This is a genomic window from Mycobacterium sp. (assembly GCF_032159565.1).
Lineage (GTDB): Bacteria > Actinomycetota > Actinomycetes > Mycobacteriales > Mycobacteriaceae > Mycobacterium.
On the sequence record NZ_JAVHWR010000063.1, the window covers coordinates 1 to 14,872 of the forward strand.

At 64.4% G+C, this 14,872-nt stretch carries 14 protein-coding genes; 9 read left to right on the top strand and 5 right to left on the bottom strand.

What is annotated here, in order from left to right; genetic code table 11:
• The first annotated feature begins 22 nt into the window (after positions 1-22).
• On the top strand, positions 23-415 hold the full coding sequence (locus tag QOC76_RS07715) for an ankyrin repeat domain-containing protein (protein WP_526355891.1): 393 nt from the start codon (positions 23-25) through the stop codon (positions 413-415).
• Positions 416-784: 369 nt separating this feature from the next.
• Here QOC76_RS07715 and QOC76_RS07720 read toward each other — a convergent pair whose 3' ends face one another.
• From QOC76_RS07720 to QOC76_RS07730, 3 genes are read right to left on the bottom strand one after another with little or no spacing between them, the layout of a single operon-like run.
• Complete coding sequence (locus tag QOC76_RS07720) at positions 785-1,351, bottom strand: hypothetical protein (RefSeq protein WP_526355865.1); 567 nt, start codon at positions 1,349-1,351, stop codon at positions 785-787.
• The gene (locus QOC76_RS07725; protein WP_526355867.1) at positions 1,348-1,938 is read right to left on the bottom strand and encodes a hypothetical protein; all 591 of its coding nucleotides are present in this window, start codon (positions 1,936-1,938) and stop codon (positions 1,348-1,350) included. The genes QOC76_RS07720 and QOC76_RS07725 overlap by 4 nt, the downstream gene beginning before the upstream one ends.
• A 47-nt stretch (positions 1,939-1,985) precedes the next feature.
• Positions 1,986-2,165 carry a DUF6131 family protein gene (locus QOC76_RS07730; RefSeq protein WP_526355869.1) on the bottom strand — a complete coding sequence of 60 codons (180 nt, stop codon included), beginning with the start codon at positions 2,163-2,165 and terminating at the stop codon, positions 1,986-1,988.
• Positions 2,166-2,300: 135 nt separating this feature from the next.
• On the opposite strand from QOC76_RS07730, the gene QOC76_RS07735 reads away from it, so the two are divergent.
• Positions 2,301-2,969 carry a helix-turn-helix transcriptional regulator gene (locus QOC76_RS07735; RefSeq protein WP_526355871.1) on the top strand — a complete coding sequence of 223 codons (669 nt, stop codon included), beginning with the start codon at positions 2,301-2,303 and terminating at the stop codon, positions 2,967-2,969.
• A 1,068-nt stretch (positions 2,970-4,037) separates the two neighbouring features.
• Positions 4,038-4,487, top strand: coding sequence for a hypothetical protein (locus tag QOC76_RS07740; protein WP_526355873.1), 450 nt, complete (start codon positions 4,038-4,040; stop codon positions 4,485-4,487).
• Positions 4,488-4,700: 213 nt separating this feature from the next.
• On the opposite strand, the gene QOC76_RS07745 is transcribed toward QOC76_RS07740, so the two are convergent.
• Complete coding sequence (locus QOC76_RS07745) at positions 4,701-5,894, bottom strand: ROK family protein (protein ID WP_526355875.1); 1,194 nt, start codon at positions 5,892-5,894, stop codon at positions 4,701-4,703.
• A 211-nt stretch (positions 5,895-6,105) separates the two neighbouring features.
• Between QOC76_RS07745 and QOC76_RS07750 the strand changes: the two genes are divergently transcribed.
• Positions 6,106-7,353 carry an MFS transporter gene (locus QOC76_RS07750; protein WP_526355877.1) on the top strand — a complete coding sequence of 416 codons (1,248 nt, stop codon included), beginning with the start codon at positions 6,106-6,108 and terminating at the stop codon, positions 7,351-7,353.
• A gap of 338 nt (positions 7,354-7,691) precedes the next feature.
• Complete coding sequence (locus tag QOC76_RS07755; RefSeq protein WP_526355879.1) at positions 7,692-8,180, top strand: hypothetical protein; 489 nt, start codon at positions 7,692-7,694, stop codon at positions 8,178-8,180.
• Positions 8,181-8,500: 320 nt separating this feature from the next.
• Here QOC76_RS07755 and QOC76_RS07760 read toward each other — a convergent pair whose 3' ends face one another.
• Positions 8,501-9,070 carry an ABC transporter permease gene (locus tag QOC76_RS07760; RefSeq protein WP_526355881.1) on the bottom strand — a complete coding sequence of 190 codons (570 nt, stop codon included), beginning with the start codon at positions 9,068-9,070 and terminating at the stop codon, positions 8,501-8,503.
• 580 nt (positions 9,071-9,650) lie between these two features.
• On the opposite strand from QOC76_RS07760, the gene QOC76_RS07765 reads away from it, so the two are divergent.
• From QOC76_RS07765 to QOC76_RS07780, 4 genes are all read left to right on the top strand, one after another.
• Positions 9,651-10,046 carry a molybdopterin dinucleotide binding domain-containing protein gene (locus tag QOC76_RS07765; protein WP_526355883.1) on the top strand — a complete coding sequence of 132 codons (396 nt, stop codon included), beginning with the start codon at positions 9,651-9,653 and terminating at the stop codon, positions 10,044-10,046.
• Positions 10,047-10,103: 57 nt separating this feature from the next.
• Positions 10,104-13,157, top strand: coding sequence for a GAF domain-containing protein (locus QOC76_RS07770; protein ID WP_526355885.1), 3,054 nt, complete (start codon positions 10,104-10,106; stop codon positions 13,155-13,157).
• Between the two features lie 739 nt (positions 13,158-13,896).
• Complete coding sequence (locus QOC76_RS07775) at positions 13,897-14,178, top strand: hypothetical protein (protein WP_526355887.1); 282 nt, start codon at positions 13,897-13,899, stop codon at positions 14,176-14,178.
• A gap of 128 nt (positions 14,179-14,306) precedes the next feature.
• The coding region (locus QOC76_RS07780) for an alcohol dehydrogenase catalytic domain-containing protein (RefSeq protein ID WP_526355889.1) at positions 14,307-14,872 on the top strand (566 nt) is incomplete at its 3' end.

A 14,872-nucleotide genomic window follows, 5' to 3' on the forward strand; every position in this document is an offset into this window, starting at 1 on the left:
AGGCACCCTCGATACCGAGGTCCTGGACCTGGCATCACGCTTATTCGACTGGGCTCGCAGCGGCGACGCAGCAATGTTGGCCGCCTACGTCGACGCGGGCGTACCGGTGAACCTCACCAACACCAACGGCGACACCCTCGCGATGCTGGCGGCCTATTACGGACACGAGTCCGCTGTCGCCACTCTGATCGCGCGTGGGGCCGAGGTGAATCGACACAACAATCGAGGACAGACCCCGTTGGCAGGCGCCGTCTTCAAAAACGACACAACGATCATCGAACTGCTGCTGTCAGCCGATGCCGATCCGCTGGCAGGCTCGCCGTCCGCACTTGAGACCGCGCGGTTCTTCGAAAGGGAGGAACTCGCGCGGCAACTGTTGCAACACATCCGGCGGCGGCGCAGCGTGAACGTCTAGCTGCAACGCGCACACGTGGCATCGGGCAGACCATTTCGCGCAGTGCGGGGAATCTAGTGCAGTCTCGCTGGGCGCACGAAATGCGGCACTCCCCTTGAGATTCAACTAACGTAAGGGCGCGCTGGAAACCCCGCACTGAGTTCGGGGCCGACATCGCCGCGACGCTTCGAACGCGGCCGTCTTGATATGGGTCGCCGCCGGCTGAGTACCGACGCTGTCGCGGCGACGATTAATTAGCCACTTACTCGTTCATCGAAGGCCAGAGGTACGGGGACTCGGACTGTGTCGTCGCTGCCGCGTGCAGTCGCCTCGATCACGATCGAATGGCCGGCGTGGCTGGCGGCAGCGAAGCGGCCGAGGTCGATTGTGTCAAACCGCGAGTAGTCGGTCGAAGAATTCTCGGTAGCGTTTGAGGGCGACCCGAAGATCTTCGGTAGAGGCTTCCTGGCCGCGACTCCATTGCTGCTCGAGTCGCGAACGTGCCTCGGCGAAGCCATTGCTGAGCTGTTCGACGACGTCGGACACCAGGCCGTCTGCTTGTTCGACGCAGCGTTTGGGGTCGTCGACAAAGCCGGCTTGGACGCTGTCCCAACCGCGCCGGAGTTCGGCAAGGTCTGTCTCGGCGAAAAGTGAGGGTTCAGTCGGTGTTTGGGCGCTGCTCCGCGGATCGTCGTCGAGATCCTCCGGCCTCGCGGCTGTTGAAATCGCTGGATCGGCCTGAGCAGGCGATGGGTTGGCGCTGGCGCGTTCGCCCCGATTCGCCGCGAACTGGTCAGCTTGCCGCTGCCAACCGGGATCGGTCGCCGCGGTGGGTGGCGTCGACGTTTCGGCGGTTGTTGGCGTGTCTGCTTGTCCTGACCCTGGACTGGTGCTCGCTATTGCCGGATCGACATGAGCGGGCGAGTTGGTTTCACCTGGGTAGTCGTGAGTGGTCATGCGCTTGCCTCCTGTGCTGAATCTGTGTCTTGTGGCCGGTCATCGTTTCTGTGTTGGTCGAGAAGCTTGTCGAAGAGCGCCCGGTAATGCACGAACGCCTGACGCTGCTTCTCAGTGCCTCCATCTCCGTTCTGATTCGACAGATGGATGGCGTGGGCGGCTCGGTAGTTCTCGACAACCGCAGGGTGGTCGACCGAGATGTCGGCTGCTCGCTGGTCGAAGTCGTCGACCGGGTAGCCGCGCTCACGCATGACCTCGGTGAGAAGGCGGTCGGCGTCATCCAACGCACTCGAGGGATTGTCGACGAACGCGGTCTGCACTTCGAGCCAGCGATCCGAGTACGCCTGTAGCGCATCGCGCGTCAACGGACGAATGTCGAGCTTCCTTCTCTTGCGCTCCCGACCGACTAGTTCTTTTTCTGCTGCCTGTTGTTCGCCGGCTTCGGCAACGGTCCGCTCATATTCGGGACCGAATTGCTGTTTGAGGCGATCGGTTCGTCTGCGACGGCCGGCCGAAAGTGCGACGACCAGTCCGGCGATGACAACCAGGGCTAGGGCTGCAATGAAAAACCATCCCCAAATAGGCATTTCTGTCTCCGTTCAATCATCGCTTCTACGTGGAGAACTGGGCGAGGTCAGTAGTAGTGGCGACGACCACCGACGGCGCGGCCGGCCGATCCCAGCACCGCCAGGATGACGCCAACAACGAGCAGAATGACCCCGATGACCAAGAGCACATGCGCGAACGCGAAGGTCGGGATCAGGGCGGGCAAGATGAGCCCAAGAACGATGAGAATGATTCCGAGAATGATCATGATGAACCCTTTCTGAAATGGCGCCACCGAGGCGCGTTAGATCTTCGGTTCGGCCGAGTGGTCCTCGACGCTGCAACCAATAGAAGACCCTTTAGGGGGGTTCCAATACACCCCTAGGGCGGTAATCTTCTCGCCGTGTCCTCATCGGCCAAAAAGGCGATCACTGTCGCGCTCGTCGACGACTACGACGTCGTGCTGATGGGCATCGCCAAAATGTTCGACAACTACCGCGACCGTGTGGTGATCGCCGAGATCGACGCCACCATGCCCCTCGACGACCCCGTAGACATCGTCTTATACGACTCCTTCGCTCAACCGGAATCTGATCACCACGAGATCGGCGAGTTGGTCGCCAACCCACGCGCACGTCGAGTTGTGGTTTATACCTGGAATTTTCACCCGGACCTCGTCGCCAGCGCCCGTCAGCACGGCGCGCACGGATACCTGTCGAAAACGTTGCCGGCCCGCGAGCTGGTCGCTGCACTGGAAGCGGTACATGCCGGCGAGGTGATAGTCAGTGAGGCCCCGCCGCGCGCCCGCAGCGCCGTCGGCCTTGATTGGCCCGGCCGCGGCGAAGGACTCAGCGACCGCGAGTCAGAGATCCTCGCCCTCATCACGCAGGGCAAGAGCAACGCCGACGTGGCAAGACTGACCTACCTGAGCCCCAACACCGTGAAATCCTATATCCGCACCATCTACCGCAAGATCGGCGTTGGCAGCCGAACGCAAGCCGTCCTATGGGGCGTTGACCACGGCTTCACCCCAGACCACAACCGCATCGACCACTGGAGAGGCGGACCATAGTGTCCACAACCGATCCGAATCACCGGCGCCCCGTTGGACCGACATCGAGATGGATTCCAATCGCGCCTGGAGTTGCTACGGCGCACACCGTTGCGAACACGGCGGAACTATTGCATCGCAACGTGATAGGAGATCTTGCAGTGACCACGAAGGGAGGTGACGGTTGACCGCCATCATCGTCATCGCGATAGCACTATTCGTCGGCGTGGGCCTGGTCATAAGTCAGCTTGCCCGCCTTCGAACTTGGCTGGGCAAGCCCCCGCCCGAGGACCCGCCCGACACAGCCCAAGGCTGAGCTATACGACCAGCCCAGTAACCCGCCGTACCCGCACATACCGAAGCGCGGGTTACAAAGTCGAGCTCGCGCCGGGCTTCAAAGTCTGCTCAAAGGGCGGCCGGCGACGATTCACGCGGCCGAGATCGACCGGGCCGACCTCGAATCCGTAGCTACGCGATTCAGGCGGATCACTGGTAATGAATTCGCAGTTTGGATCGCCGCCACGACCCGCCGTGGTCCTCGTCTGTGCTGTTTCGGACCTTCCCACGAAGCGCCGTAGTCGCGATCCGTGTGCACCGCCTGCAAACCTAAACCGCGCGACGCTGTGAGACATCTGGGAGGCGACGACAAACGCGGACGCGGCACCCATGATTGTTGTTGGCTGTGTCATGCGCTAACGGTGTCCCCCACACATTGCAATATCTGAGGAATCGAGACCAATCGATGCCTGCGAAGACTCCCGTCACGTTCGTGCACGGCATGTGGCTGCACTCCACGAGTTGGCAGGCGTGGGCCGACAGATTCGCGGCCGCCGGTTACGACCCGGTCCTGCCGGAATGGCCGGGCGTCGCCGACACGATCGCGGCCACCCGCGCTAACCCGGATGCGCAGGCAGGTAACGGGTTGGACGAGTCACCGACCACTTGGCCCAATGCGCGGCGACGCTGTCGTCCAAACCCATTCTCATCGGCCACTCTTCGGTGGGTTCCTCGTCGAGAGACTGCTCGGCGAGGACGTGGGCCGGGCGGCCATCGCCATCTCCCCAGGACAGATCAAGGGCGTGAAAGCAGTTGGGCCACACCAGGCGAAGTCTGTTTTCAATCCTCAGCCATCCGAGCAATCGCCACAAGGCCGTATCGCTGGACACCGAGCAGTTCAAGAACGGCTTCGCCAACATGCTCGACGAGGCCGAGGCCGAGGCACTGTATGACAAGTGGACCATTCCCAGCTCCGCCCGGACGCTGTTCCAATTGGCGCTCAGTGCGGTCGAGCATGATTCGCCGGCCGCGGTCAATACCAAGAACCAGACACGCGGGCCGCTGTTGTTGATGGCCGCCAAACACGATCACACCGTCGACTCGGTCCTTGTGCACTCCGCTTTCAAGCAGTACCGCAAATCGAGCGCCATCACTGAGCTGATCGACTACGACGACCGCGGTCATTCGCTGGTCGTGGACAGCGGCGCCCATCAGCTGATTGACGACTCACTGGCATGGCTCGATAAGCACGATTTACATTAGAGGCCATCCGAATCACGGACGCCGCTGGCTCTCTTGGACATCGGCGCTGATCCGTGACACCCCGCCGACAGGGTTGCTGCGCAGCGCCATAACACTCAGCGCATACGAGTGCTGCCAGCTAGCCCCATCTGGCATCAGCACCCGTATAACCGGTGAATGCTCGGCCCCAGAACGGGTGGCCAGTTGCCGCCATCAACGGCGATTCCGCGCGTCTCAGCGCTGTGAGCGTAACGACTCGTCGATGGCACCCGGGCTCAGAATCCTGTCGAGGATCAAGTTGGCGCTGCCTATCACCCCGGAGCGGTCGCCGTAGGTCGTCGGTACTACCTGCAGTACCCGCGTCGACAGTGCAGTCGCGTTGCGGTACAAGGCTTCTCGAAGTCCGGCTACCAGTATATCGTAGGCGCGGGCCATATCGCCGTCGATGACGACGATCGCCGGATTGAGCAGGTTCACCGCTCCGGCGATGACCTCACCGATGTGGCGCCCGCTCTCGCGGATGAGCCGGCGCGCCTCGGGCTCGCCGCGGTTGGCAAGGTCGACGACGTCGCGGATGTGGCCTACGGCGTGGCCCTGCTGTTGTAGCGCCCGCACCAGCGCCCAACCGCCTGCTATGGCCTCCAGGCAGCCGGTGTCCCCACACCGACAAGGCAACCCTGCTGCCGCGGGGGTCTTGTTGTGTCCGAATTCGCCTGCAGCGCCGACTGCACCGCGCTGGAGCACGCCGCCGGAGATGATCCCGGCACCGAGGCCGGTGGAGATCTTGAGGAGCAGCAAGTCATCAACACCGCGCCGCTCACCGTTGCGTTCTGCCAGCGCAATGACGTTTGCGTCGTTGTCGACCACGATCGGAGCGGTCGTCAGTTCGCGGAAGTACGGTTCCAGCGCTACGCCATCCCAGCCGCTCATGACCGGCGAGTCGAGGCTGCAACCGCGTAGCTGGTCGACAGTGCCCGGCAGGCTGAGTCCAACACCGTGCACGGAGTCGGCGTCGCGGCCCGATTCCTCGAGTAACGCCTCGAGCCTCTTGACCAGATCTGGCATCAGATCATCGGGGCCGATCCCGGTCTCCTGGTCGAGGTCGCTGATCGTTTGGACATCACCCGCGAAGTTGCACACGGCAAGCCGGGTCCGGCTGCGTCCGATCGCGGCGGACAGAACCACGCCGGCGTCGGAGTTGAAGAACAGCAGGGTCGGGGGGCGACCGCCGGTGGACAGGCCCTCCTCGCGCTCGACGACCAGTCCACGGCCGGACAGCGCCGACACCCTGGCCGCCACCGCGGTGCGCGACAGGCCGGTGAGGCGCCGCAGCTCGGAGCGCGTCGTCGCCACGCCATCGCGGATCAGCGCGAACACTTCTCCTGCAGTCGCTGGCGACTTCGGGGCCGCAAGCCTGATGACCGGCATCTTTACATTGAAACAAGCATGTCGGAGAAAGGGCAAGGTATGTAAGCCTCGTCACTTTGACCTGAAAAAGACCTAAGTCAGTTGGAACGAGTGCTCAAGTCTCGTTAGGCTCTAAACCGGCGGGGCGCTCTGCAATGCGGCAGGTGCCGACCGAGAGTTAGCGAACGGCCAGGTCACCGTCCTAATTTCGCAGACTGAAAGCTGACTTACTGTGACCACCACCGCTGCCCGTCGCTCAGTGCCATCGGCGCTCGTAGCACCGCAGCCCGCCGTACTCAAACTGGCGATCCTCGCGCTCGCCCTAGGCGGTTTCGGGATCGGGACCAACGAGTTCGTCGCGATGGGCCTGCTGCCCGACATCGCCGCAAGCCTGCACATCTCCGAACCGACCGCAGGCCACGCCATCTCCGCGTACGCACTCGGCGTCGTCATCGGCGCGCCAGTGATCGCCGCTCTCACCGCGCGGGTGCCGCGCAAGACCATCTTGTTGATACTGATGGCCGTCTTCATCCTGGGCAACGTCGCCACGGTTGTCGCGCCCAGCTATGAATCACTGATGGTGGCGCGGTTCGTCGCCGGGGTGCCCCACGGTGCGTTCTTCGGCATCGCGGCACTGGTGGCCGCCCGGCTGCTGGGTCCCGGCAACCGCGCCAGGGCCGTCGCACAGGTCATGACCGGCCTGACGGTGGCGACCGTCATCGGTGTCCCCATCGCGTCGTGGCTGGGCCAGGCACTCGGCTGGCGTAGCGCGTTCGCGCTCGTCGTGGTCATCGGGCTGGTGACGCTGAGTGCGATCTGGCTCTGGCTGCCCGATATCGGTGCCACCCACAGCACCAGCCCCCTGACGGAACTCGGCGCACTCAAGCGACCTCAAGTCTGGCTGGCGCTGGCCGTCGGCATGGTCGGGTTTGGCGGCATGTTCGCCGTCTATACCTACGTGGCCACCACGCTGACCGACGTTGCGGGTCTGGCGCGGACACTGGTGCCGTTGGCGTTGATGGTGTTCGGCGCGGGCATGGTCGTGGGCAACCTGGTCGGCGGCAAGATGGCCGACAAATCGGTGATCCGCACCCTTTACGTCGTCATCGCCACGCTGGGCGTGATGCTCGCCGTGTTCGTCGTAGCGTCGCACAACCCTTACACCGCAATGGTTCTGCTGTTCGCGATCGGTGCCAGCGGCGGGGCGATCGCACCTGCCCTGCAGACCCGGTTGATGGACGTGGCCGCCGACGCGCAGACCCTGGCCGCCGCACTGAACCACTCCGCGCTCAACATCGCAAACGCTTCGGGCGCCTGGATCGGCGGCCTGGTGATCGCCGCGGGATTCGGTTACACCGCACCCGCCGCGGCCGGCGCCGTGTTGGCCGCCGTAGGACTCCTCGTGCTGACGTTGTCGGTTCTGTTACAACACCGAACCTCGCGGCGGAATCTGCAGGCACCCACCGGAGCCATGGCGTGAACGCCACCGGAGCAGGTCGAATCATCAGGCGCCACATAGCCGAACCAACAAGCGGAATAACACGTTTGGAGCTATATCTGCCCGGCGGCCGGCACTACAAGCTGACCACGAGTGGCAGGTGGCTCAGTCTCACCTGGGCAGTTATGAGCAACAGCATACGAATCGCTCACGCTCACGAAAGGAGCTCGCTCCCATGAACAATAAGGAAAACGTCGTATACCGCTACGATCCCCGGGATCAACACGCCATCCGCTACCACGCCCTTTCCGAGCGCATGCAGGGGCAACGCAAACAACCTCGGCTCGGCACGTGCGTCCTATCGCAACGACCTAATTGAATTGCTGCAGATTGATCGGCACGATCTTCCACCCGTCATCGAGCATCTGGAGGCCGCCGTCGACGGCATGTGGGTGCGCACCAGGGTGGGTGCGGTCCACCGCGACCACCACGCGGACCGGATGTTCCTGCAGACATTGCGCGCGCCTGGCAGCGCACAGGACGCATTGCGCGCCGAGGTCGCCATCGCCACCGAAAGGGGCCTGGAACCGGTGGTCGTCATCGCCGAGCCGACGGACAATCTCGGGTCCGTCCTTGACCAGATGACGCCTCGCGACACCGTTGTGGTTGCGTACTCCGACATCGAGGCGACGGTGGGCTGGGCCGTGATCTACGGCCCGAAAGCCGATGGCCGCCAAGATATCCCGCGGGCGTCCGGTGATACCGAGCTGCGCGACATGCCGGTCTGGAATTTTGTCCACCGCTACGGCGCTGCCACCGGCAAGCATGCCGTGAGGATGGACGCTGAGCTGCTTCGACTTGCGTCCTAGGCGAAGTCCGACCTCGGAATCTGCACATGCACCGCGAACACCGCTAACCAGCGTGAAGTGACCCGCGGATACACCGAGAGGTGTTGACGACCCTTGCAGCTTTGACTCAATTGTGGCGGTAACTTCCTCAACACTCGGACATCCGCGGCCGGCACGAGCCTGCGCCGGAGCCGCGGACCTCGGCGCAGGAACCGAGGCCTGTCGCCGAATCCTCCCTCGAAGAGCGTGAACGGCGTCGGGTCTGATGCGATGTGGACAGAAAAAGCAGGCCAGGGACTGTGTCGCTGGCCTGCTTCTCCGTTGCGGAGCTCCCCGACAAGCTAGCCGCGTGCTGACTTGCGGGTGTTCATCTGGTCGAATCCGACGGCCACGAGCACGAGTGCGCCGATCGCGATCTGCAGGTAGAAGGCGTTGATGGCCAACAGGTTTCCGCCGTTGTTCAGTACGCCGATGATCAGCGCACCACAGGCAGCACCGATCGCGCTGCCGCGGGCCCCGGACAAGCTGGCTCCGCCGATAACGCAGGCAGCGATGGCCTGCAGTTCGAAGCCGGTGCCGGCGGTAGGGACACCTGCCCCGAGGCGGGACGTCAACAGCACGCCGCCGACGGCGGCGAGCACGCCGGCGATCACGTACACCGCCGTGGTGACCATGGCCACCGGGACACCGGCCAGCCGAGCCGCCTCGGGGTTGGATCCCACCGCGTACACATACCGGCCGAAGACGGTGCGGTTCAGGACAAACCACGCGATCGCGGTGATAACGACGAAGATGATTAGCAGGTTGGGAATTCCCAGGATGGTGCCGTTGGCGACGGTCTGGAAGCTGTCGGGCAGGCCCTGGATGGTGTTGGCGTCGGTGATCACCAGGACGACGCCGCGGGCGGACATTACATTCGGGTCAATTTCCTGTGTCGAATGATGCAGCAAGTGACCTTATCGTTACCAAAACAGGTCCACCGAAAGGCGGTGCTTCTACTAAAAGCGCAGTTCAGCGGATTTCTCTCCGATCGGACGTGCTGGCCTGTGGATAACTTTGGGCGGAGTTGACCGAGTCGACGGCGGCTCGGCACTACCCGATTCATCCCGCATAGCGGTAATTGGTTGTCACCGCAGCCGGCCAAGCGGCAGCGATGCTGCACCGCGGATTCCGCATGCCCGCAAAGCGCCCGGGCGAGCGCCCGCCGGGTATCGGGTCGCCACGGGACGCCACCAAACTCCTCCACGTCGCGGTCTGCGCGCTCAGTCGGCTGACAGGACAGGAGCGCAACTGAGGCTCATTTCGGGAGTACTGAAGACTGTGAGTCGCCCGGCTCGAGAAAAGGAGTGAGGTCTTCGCGGGCGACACTGGCGCTCGGGCCCGCGGTGAACATTCCGCCCGCCACGTACTTTCGGCTCCTGGCACGAATACGCCGCGCGGGAGCGGATCTTCCTCACCACATCCGGGCACGCGGAGTTCTCTTCCGCACCGATGCCCGATGTGGTGCCACAGCCCGGTCGGTTGACGCTGGGCACCGTGCGCTTCCATGACCAGTGGAACACCACCATCTACTCCGACAACGACCGATACCGCGGCCTGAAGGACCTGCGAACGGCGTTGTTCATGAACGTCGAAGACATGCGCGAGCGCGGTCTGGATGAGTTCGACCTCATCGACATCACCAGCTTCGCCCGCGACGGCAGCACTCGCTCCGTGTACGGCTACCGCGTGGTGGCCTACAACACCCCACGAGGCAGCGTGATCGGCTACATGCCCGAGTTGAACGTGCTGTGCGCCATTTCTGGTTACAGCGAGCAGAGCAAGCAGCCACTGACCATACACATCGTCGTCGAGGTCGCTCCCGCCGTGGCGGGTCCGACAACCTGATCAGTGTCGGTCATATGGCCTTTCGCAGCACGAACACGAGGGTCACACTAGGGTGCTATGGCTGAGGCGAGCCGGTCGTTCGACGACGAATTGGTAGGGCTCTTCGAGCTCTCGCACGATGCGTTCTGCATCGCCGGTTTCGATGGCTACCTGAGGCGTGCCAATCCGGCGTTCGCCCGCAGCCTGGGCTACACCCTTGAGGAGCTTTTGGCCAGGCCGTTCATGGATAACGTCTATCCCGACGATGTCGAGTCGGTGGAGACGGTTCTGGAGGCACTCGCCGCCGGTAACGACGTCGTCGGGTTCGAGTGTCGCGAAGTGTGCGTGGACGGATCGGTGCGGTGGTTCGAGTGGAGCACGAGCAGCCGGCCAGAATTGGGCGTCGTGTACGGGGTGGCCCGCGACGTCACCGACCGCCGGATGGCCAATGCCGAGTTGAGCGCTCTGCGCCGCGTGGCGACCCTGGTTGCGGAGGAAGCGGAGCCTCGTGACTTGTTCGCTCTGGTCGCCGAGGAGGTCGCCCGCGTCGTCAACCTCCCGTTCCTGATCGTTGCACGCTACGAGGTCGATGGCACGGCAACGGAGTGCGCCAGCTTCCCCCCGGATGATGCGCCGTTTCCCGCCGGGCACCGATGGTCACCGGACGGTGCGAACGTGCTTGCACGGGTGCGGACGAGCTGGGAGGCGGCCCGCATCGATGACTATTCACGGCTGGACGGTGAGCTGGCGGCCACCGCCCGTCGACTAGGGATTCGTTCGGCGGTCGGAGTCCCGATCGTCGTGGCGGGACGCGTGTGGGGCGCGATGATGGCGTTCACCAAGAATCCCGACCCGCTGCCCGTGGGCACCGAGGCGCGGCTGGCCAGTTTCACCGAGCTGCTCGCCACCGCAATCGGGAATGCCGAGTCACGCGAGGCTCTGGGACGGCTCGCGGACGTGCAGGCGGCGCTGCGGCGGGTGGCGACACTGGTCGCGCGCGGGGCCAGCCCCTCGGAGGTGTTCTCCGCCGTGGCGGCGGAGTTGGCCCGGGTTCTCGGTGTGCAGCATGCGTCGGTGTGGCGCTACGAGCCCGATGGCGCGGCCACCCTGCTTGCGGCCTCCGACGAGCCGGGTGCGAAGAAGATGCCGGTGGGCGAGCGGTTTGCGCTCGAGGGCGACAACGTCGCGGCGAGCGTGTTGCATACCGGCCGCCCCGCCCGGATGGACAGCCTCGACGAGGCGGCCGGTTCTGCCGCGGCGCGGATACGGGAGCTGGGCATCCGCGCGGCGGTGGGTGCGCCGATCATCGTCGACGGCCACCTGTGGGGGGTTGCCGCGGTCGCCTCATTGCGACCCGAGCCCCTGCCCGCGGACACCGAGGCACGTCTCGCCGATTTCGCCGATCTGGTGGCCACCGCGATCGCCAATGCCGCCGCCCGCGCGGAGTTGCAGGCCAGCCGCGATGAGCTGAGTGTGCTCGCCGAGCAGCAGGCCGCGTTGCGGCGGGTCGCAACGTTGGTAGCGCGTGGGGTCAGCCCGTCGGAGGTGTTCGAAGCGGTGGCCGACGAGTTGGCCCGCTGCGTGCATGTGAGCCATGCGACGGTATCCCATTACGACGCCGACGCATGCATCCCCGACGCCATCTGCCACGAGAACCGACTGCGGAAGCTGCCCGAGGGCCTGCGCCTGCCGTTGGCGGGCGACAACGTCGCGGCCAGGGTGTTTCGCACCGGCCGCACCGCGCGGATGGACAACCACGACAACGCTCCCGGTGACCACGCGGCACGCATTCGTGAGCTCGGCATCCGTTCGGCGGTAGGAGTCCCGATCATCGTCGACGGATCCGTGTGGGGTGCGGCGATCGTTGGCTCGTCGGCACCCGAGCCGCTGCCACCAGATACCGAGGAGCGCATAGCCGACTTTGCCGATCTGGTCGCGACCGCAATCGCCAATGCCGCCACCCGCGCGGAATTGCAGGCCAGCCGCGACGAGCTGAGTGTGCTCGCCGAGCAGCAGGCCGCGTTGCGGCGGGTGGCAACCCTGGTGGCGCGCGGGACGCCCCCCTCGGAGGTGTACTCCGCGGTCGCGGACGAGATGGCCCGCTGTCTGCACGCCGGCAACGCGTCGGTGAGCACCTTTGACGATGACATGGTGACCGTGGTCGCCGTGGCTGCCGTCGCGCCCGCGATCAAGGGCGCACCACTTGTCGGCGAACGCTATCCCGTACTGGACGGAGACAACATCGCGACGAGGGTGTTTCACTCCGGCCGGCCCGCACGCTTAGAAGGCGTCGAGTTTCAGAATGCTCCCGGCTTCGTCGCCGAAGGGCTACGGAGATTTGGCCTATGTTCCACGGTGGGAGTCCCGATCATTGTCGACGAACGGGTATGGGGGATGGTGGCGCTCGGTTGGTTACGACCTGAGCCGTTGTCACCGGACACGGAGGCGCGCATGAGCGACTTCGCCGATCTGACCGCGACCGCGATCGCGAACGCCGCCACCCGCGCCGAACTGATCGCCTCACGCGCCCGCATCGTCGCGGCCGCCGACGAAGGTCGCCGCCGCCTGGAGCGCGACCTGCACGACGGCGCACAACAACGGTTGGTCGCGCTAGGGCTGCAGGTGCGGCTGACAGAGGCGTCAGTGCCGCCAGGCCTGCAGGCACTCGGAGAGCAGCTGGGGGACATCGTGTCCGGATTAACCGGTGTCACGGCAGATCTGCAAGAGATCTCCCGCGGGATTCACCCTGCCATCCTGTCGAAGGGCGGACTCGGTCCCGCGCTCAAGACACTGGCCCGCCGATCGGCCATCCCGGTCACCCTCGACCTCACGATCGACCAACGCCTAAAGGACTCAGTTGAAGTCGGCGCGTATTACGTCGTGTCCGAAGCACTGACCAACGCCGCCAAGCACTCTCGTGCGACCCAGGTGGTCATATCCGGACACACGAAGGATCGCACGCTCTCGCTGTCGATTCACGACGACGGAATCGGGGGTGCCGACATGGGCAACGGCTCAGGGCTCCTCGGGCTCGCAGACCGGGTCGAGGCCCTCGGCGGGCGGATGCGCATCAAGAGCCCAGCCGGAAGGGGGACGTCGCTGGAGGTCACGATTCCACTCGACGGCACGTGAGCCCTGAATGTGGCGCGCGGCGACGGATGCCTCCGGGCAGCCGCGATACAGCTTCAATTGGTGTCAGCGCGCGCCTCGCGAGGCTTTCAGGGCTGAATTCGATTGTCTCGAAAGGGCTCTCGAACCGGGCTGACCAGTGGAAATCGTTTCCAGCCGTCCCGGTCAACTCTCCGAATTCGCACCTAGTGTGACACCGCCGTGACAGGGTGAGCCACGACTTACCGGACGCGAGGCCCTAAGAGCGCGGTCGTTGTCAGCGGTGGTGGAAAGCAGGGCGCCCGAGTCCCCGCCGAATGGCTGTTGGTTCTGGGCGGCCTCTTGCGCGGCTGCCCCGGGAGTAGCGGTGATTTGAGCATTTCCCGGGCTCTGCTGCACGGTAGCGTCGGCCGCGGCGATCGGTGCCAGTCCAATTGCTGCCGCGGATGCGGCGATGGCCAGTGGTGCGAGGTATCGCAGTTTCATTTTTTCCTCATTTGGGTGACATCGCCTACAGGCGATGTCGGCTGAAAGTCGGGTTGCGGCGGCTTATGCCTCAGCTGGCGCATGCGTGGGGTCAGACGGCGCCGCCGGTGTGCGTGCTGGCGACTGGCCCGGACGGCATTCCGGTATTTTCACATCGCGGGTCCGTATGAGACGAGCGGGTTCACCATCTGGGAGCAGCCGATCCGCGTCGGGCCGTAGGCAGTGGTAAGCCCCGGCGCGGTGCGGCGAGGTATCGCTAGCCGGCGGAGTGACAACAATGAACCGTGCGCCGACACCGACCGTAGCCACAGCCACCACGGCGGCCGCGGCGGCTTGCTCGTACACCCTCACTTCGGCTCCGGTGGACCGCAGCGCCAACGCCGCCGATGGCGCCACCGACGACAACCACCCGCAACGACCGCATCGCAACCTCCTGGCCTTTGGATTCGGCCTCAACGTCTTTCAATGGCAATGGGCGTTACGGCAGCAGGGTCGGCCCGGCTGCTGTCAGATCGAGGACTGCGCAGGAGCCACCCATGTCCTCGCTGCCACCCACTAATGCCCCCCGCTAGCTGGAATCGGTCCTTCCGGTCAGTAGCAGGCCCCAATTGGGGTTGGCGGTAACGACAGTCGACGTTGGAAAGCGCGAGACTGGGACTCAGTGCGCAACCACGGTAGGAGATGGCGATGATGTCAAACCGAGCGGTGACCTACCTGGGCCCCGGAAAGGTTGCCGTCCAGGAAATCCAATACCCCAAGCTGGAGGTCCAAGGCGGGCCGGGTGTCCCCCCGGCGAACATCGGCCGCCAATGCCAGCATGGTGTCATCCTGAAAGTTGTCAGCACCAACATCTGCGGCAGCGATCAGCACATGGTTCGCGGACGCACAACCGCCCCCGAGGGGCTGGTCCTTGGCCACGAGATCACCGGTGAAGTCATCGAAGTGGGCCGCGACGTTGAATTCATCTCCGTCGGCGACCTGGTGTCGGTCCCCTTCAACATCGCCTGTGGTCGCTGCGTGAACTGCAAAGAACGCAAGACCGGCATCTGTCTCAACGTCAATCCAGACCGGCCCGGATCGGCTTACGGATACGTAGACATGGGCGGCTGGGTCGGCGGCCAGGCCGAATATGTGATGGTGCCCTACGCCGACTTCAACCTGCTGAAATTCCCTGACGCCGATCAGGCCATGGAGAAGATCCTCGATCTGACGATGCTCACGGACATCTTCCCGACCGGATTCCACGGGGCCGT

Excerpts from the sequence above, each read along its gene's own strand:
- QOC76_RS07720 (WP_526355865.1), bottom strand. The coding sequence starts at position 1,351 with ATGACCACTCACGACTACCCAGGTGAAACCAACTCGCCCGCTCATGTC.
- QOC76_RS07725 (WP_526355867.1), bottom strand. The coding sequence starts at position 1,938 with ATGCCTATTTGGGGATGGTTTTTCATTGCAGCCCTAGCCCTGGTTGTC.
- QOC76_RS07730 (WP_526355869.1), bottom strand. The coding sequence starts at position 2,165 with ATGATCATTCTCGGAATCATTCTCATCGTTCTTGGGCTCATCTTGCCC.
- QOC76_RS07745 (WP_526355875.1), bottom strand. The coding sequence starts at position 5,894 with ATGCCGGTCATCAGGCTTGCGGCCCCGAAGTCGCCAGCGACTGCAGGA.
- QOC76_RS07760 (WP_526355881.1), bottom strand. The coding sequence starts at position 9,070 with ATGTCCGCCCGCGGCGTCGTCCTGGTGATCACCGACGCCAACACCATC.
- QOC76_RS07765 (WP_526355883.1), top strand. The coding sequence starts at position 9,651 with ATGCCCGATGTGGTGCCACAGCCCGGTCGGTTGACGCTGGGCACCGTG.
- QOC76_RS07770 (WP_526355885.1), top strand. The coding sequence starts at position 10,104 with ATGGCTGAGGCGAGCCGGTCGTTCGACGACGAATTGGTAGGGCTCTTC.
- QOC76_RS07775 (WP_526355887.1), top strand. The coding sequence starts at position 13,897 with ATGAACCGTGCGCCGACACCGACCGTAGCCACAGCCACCACGGCGGCC.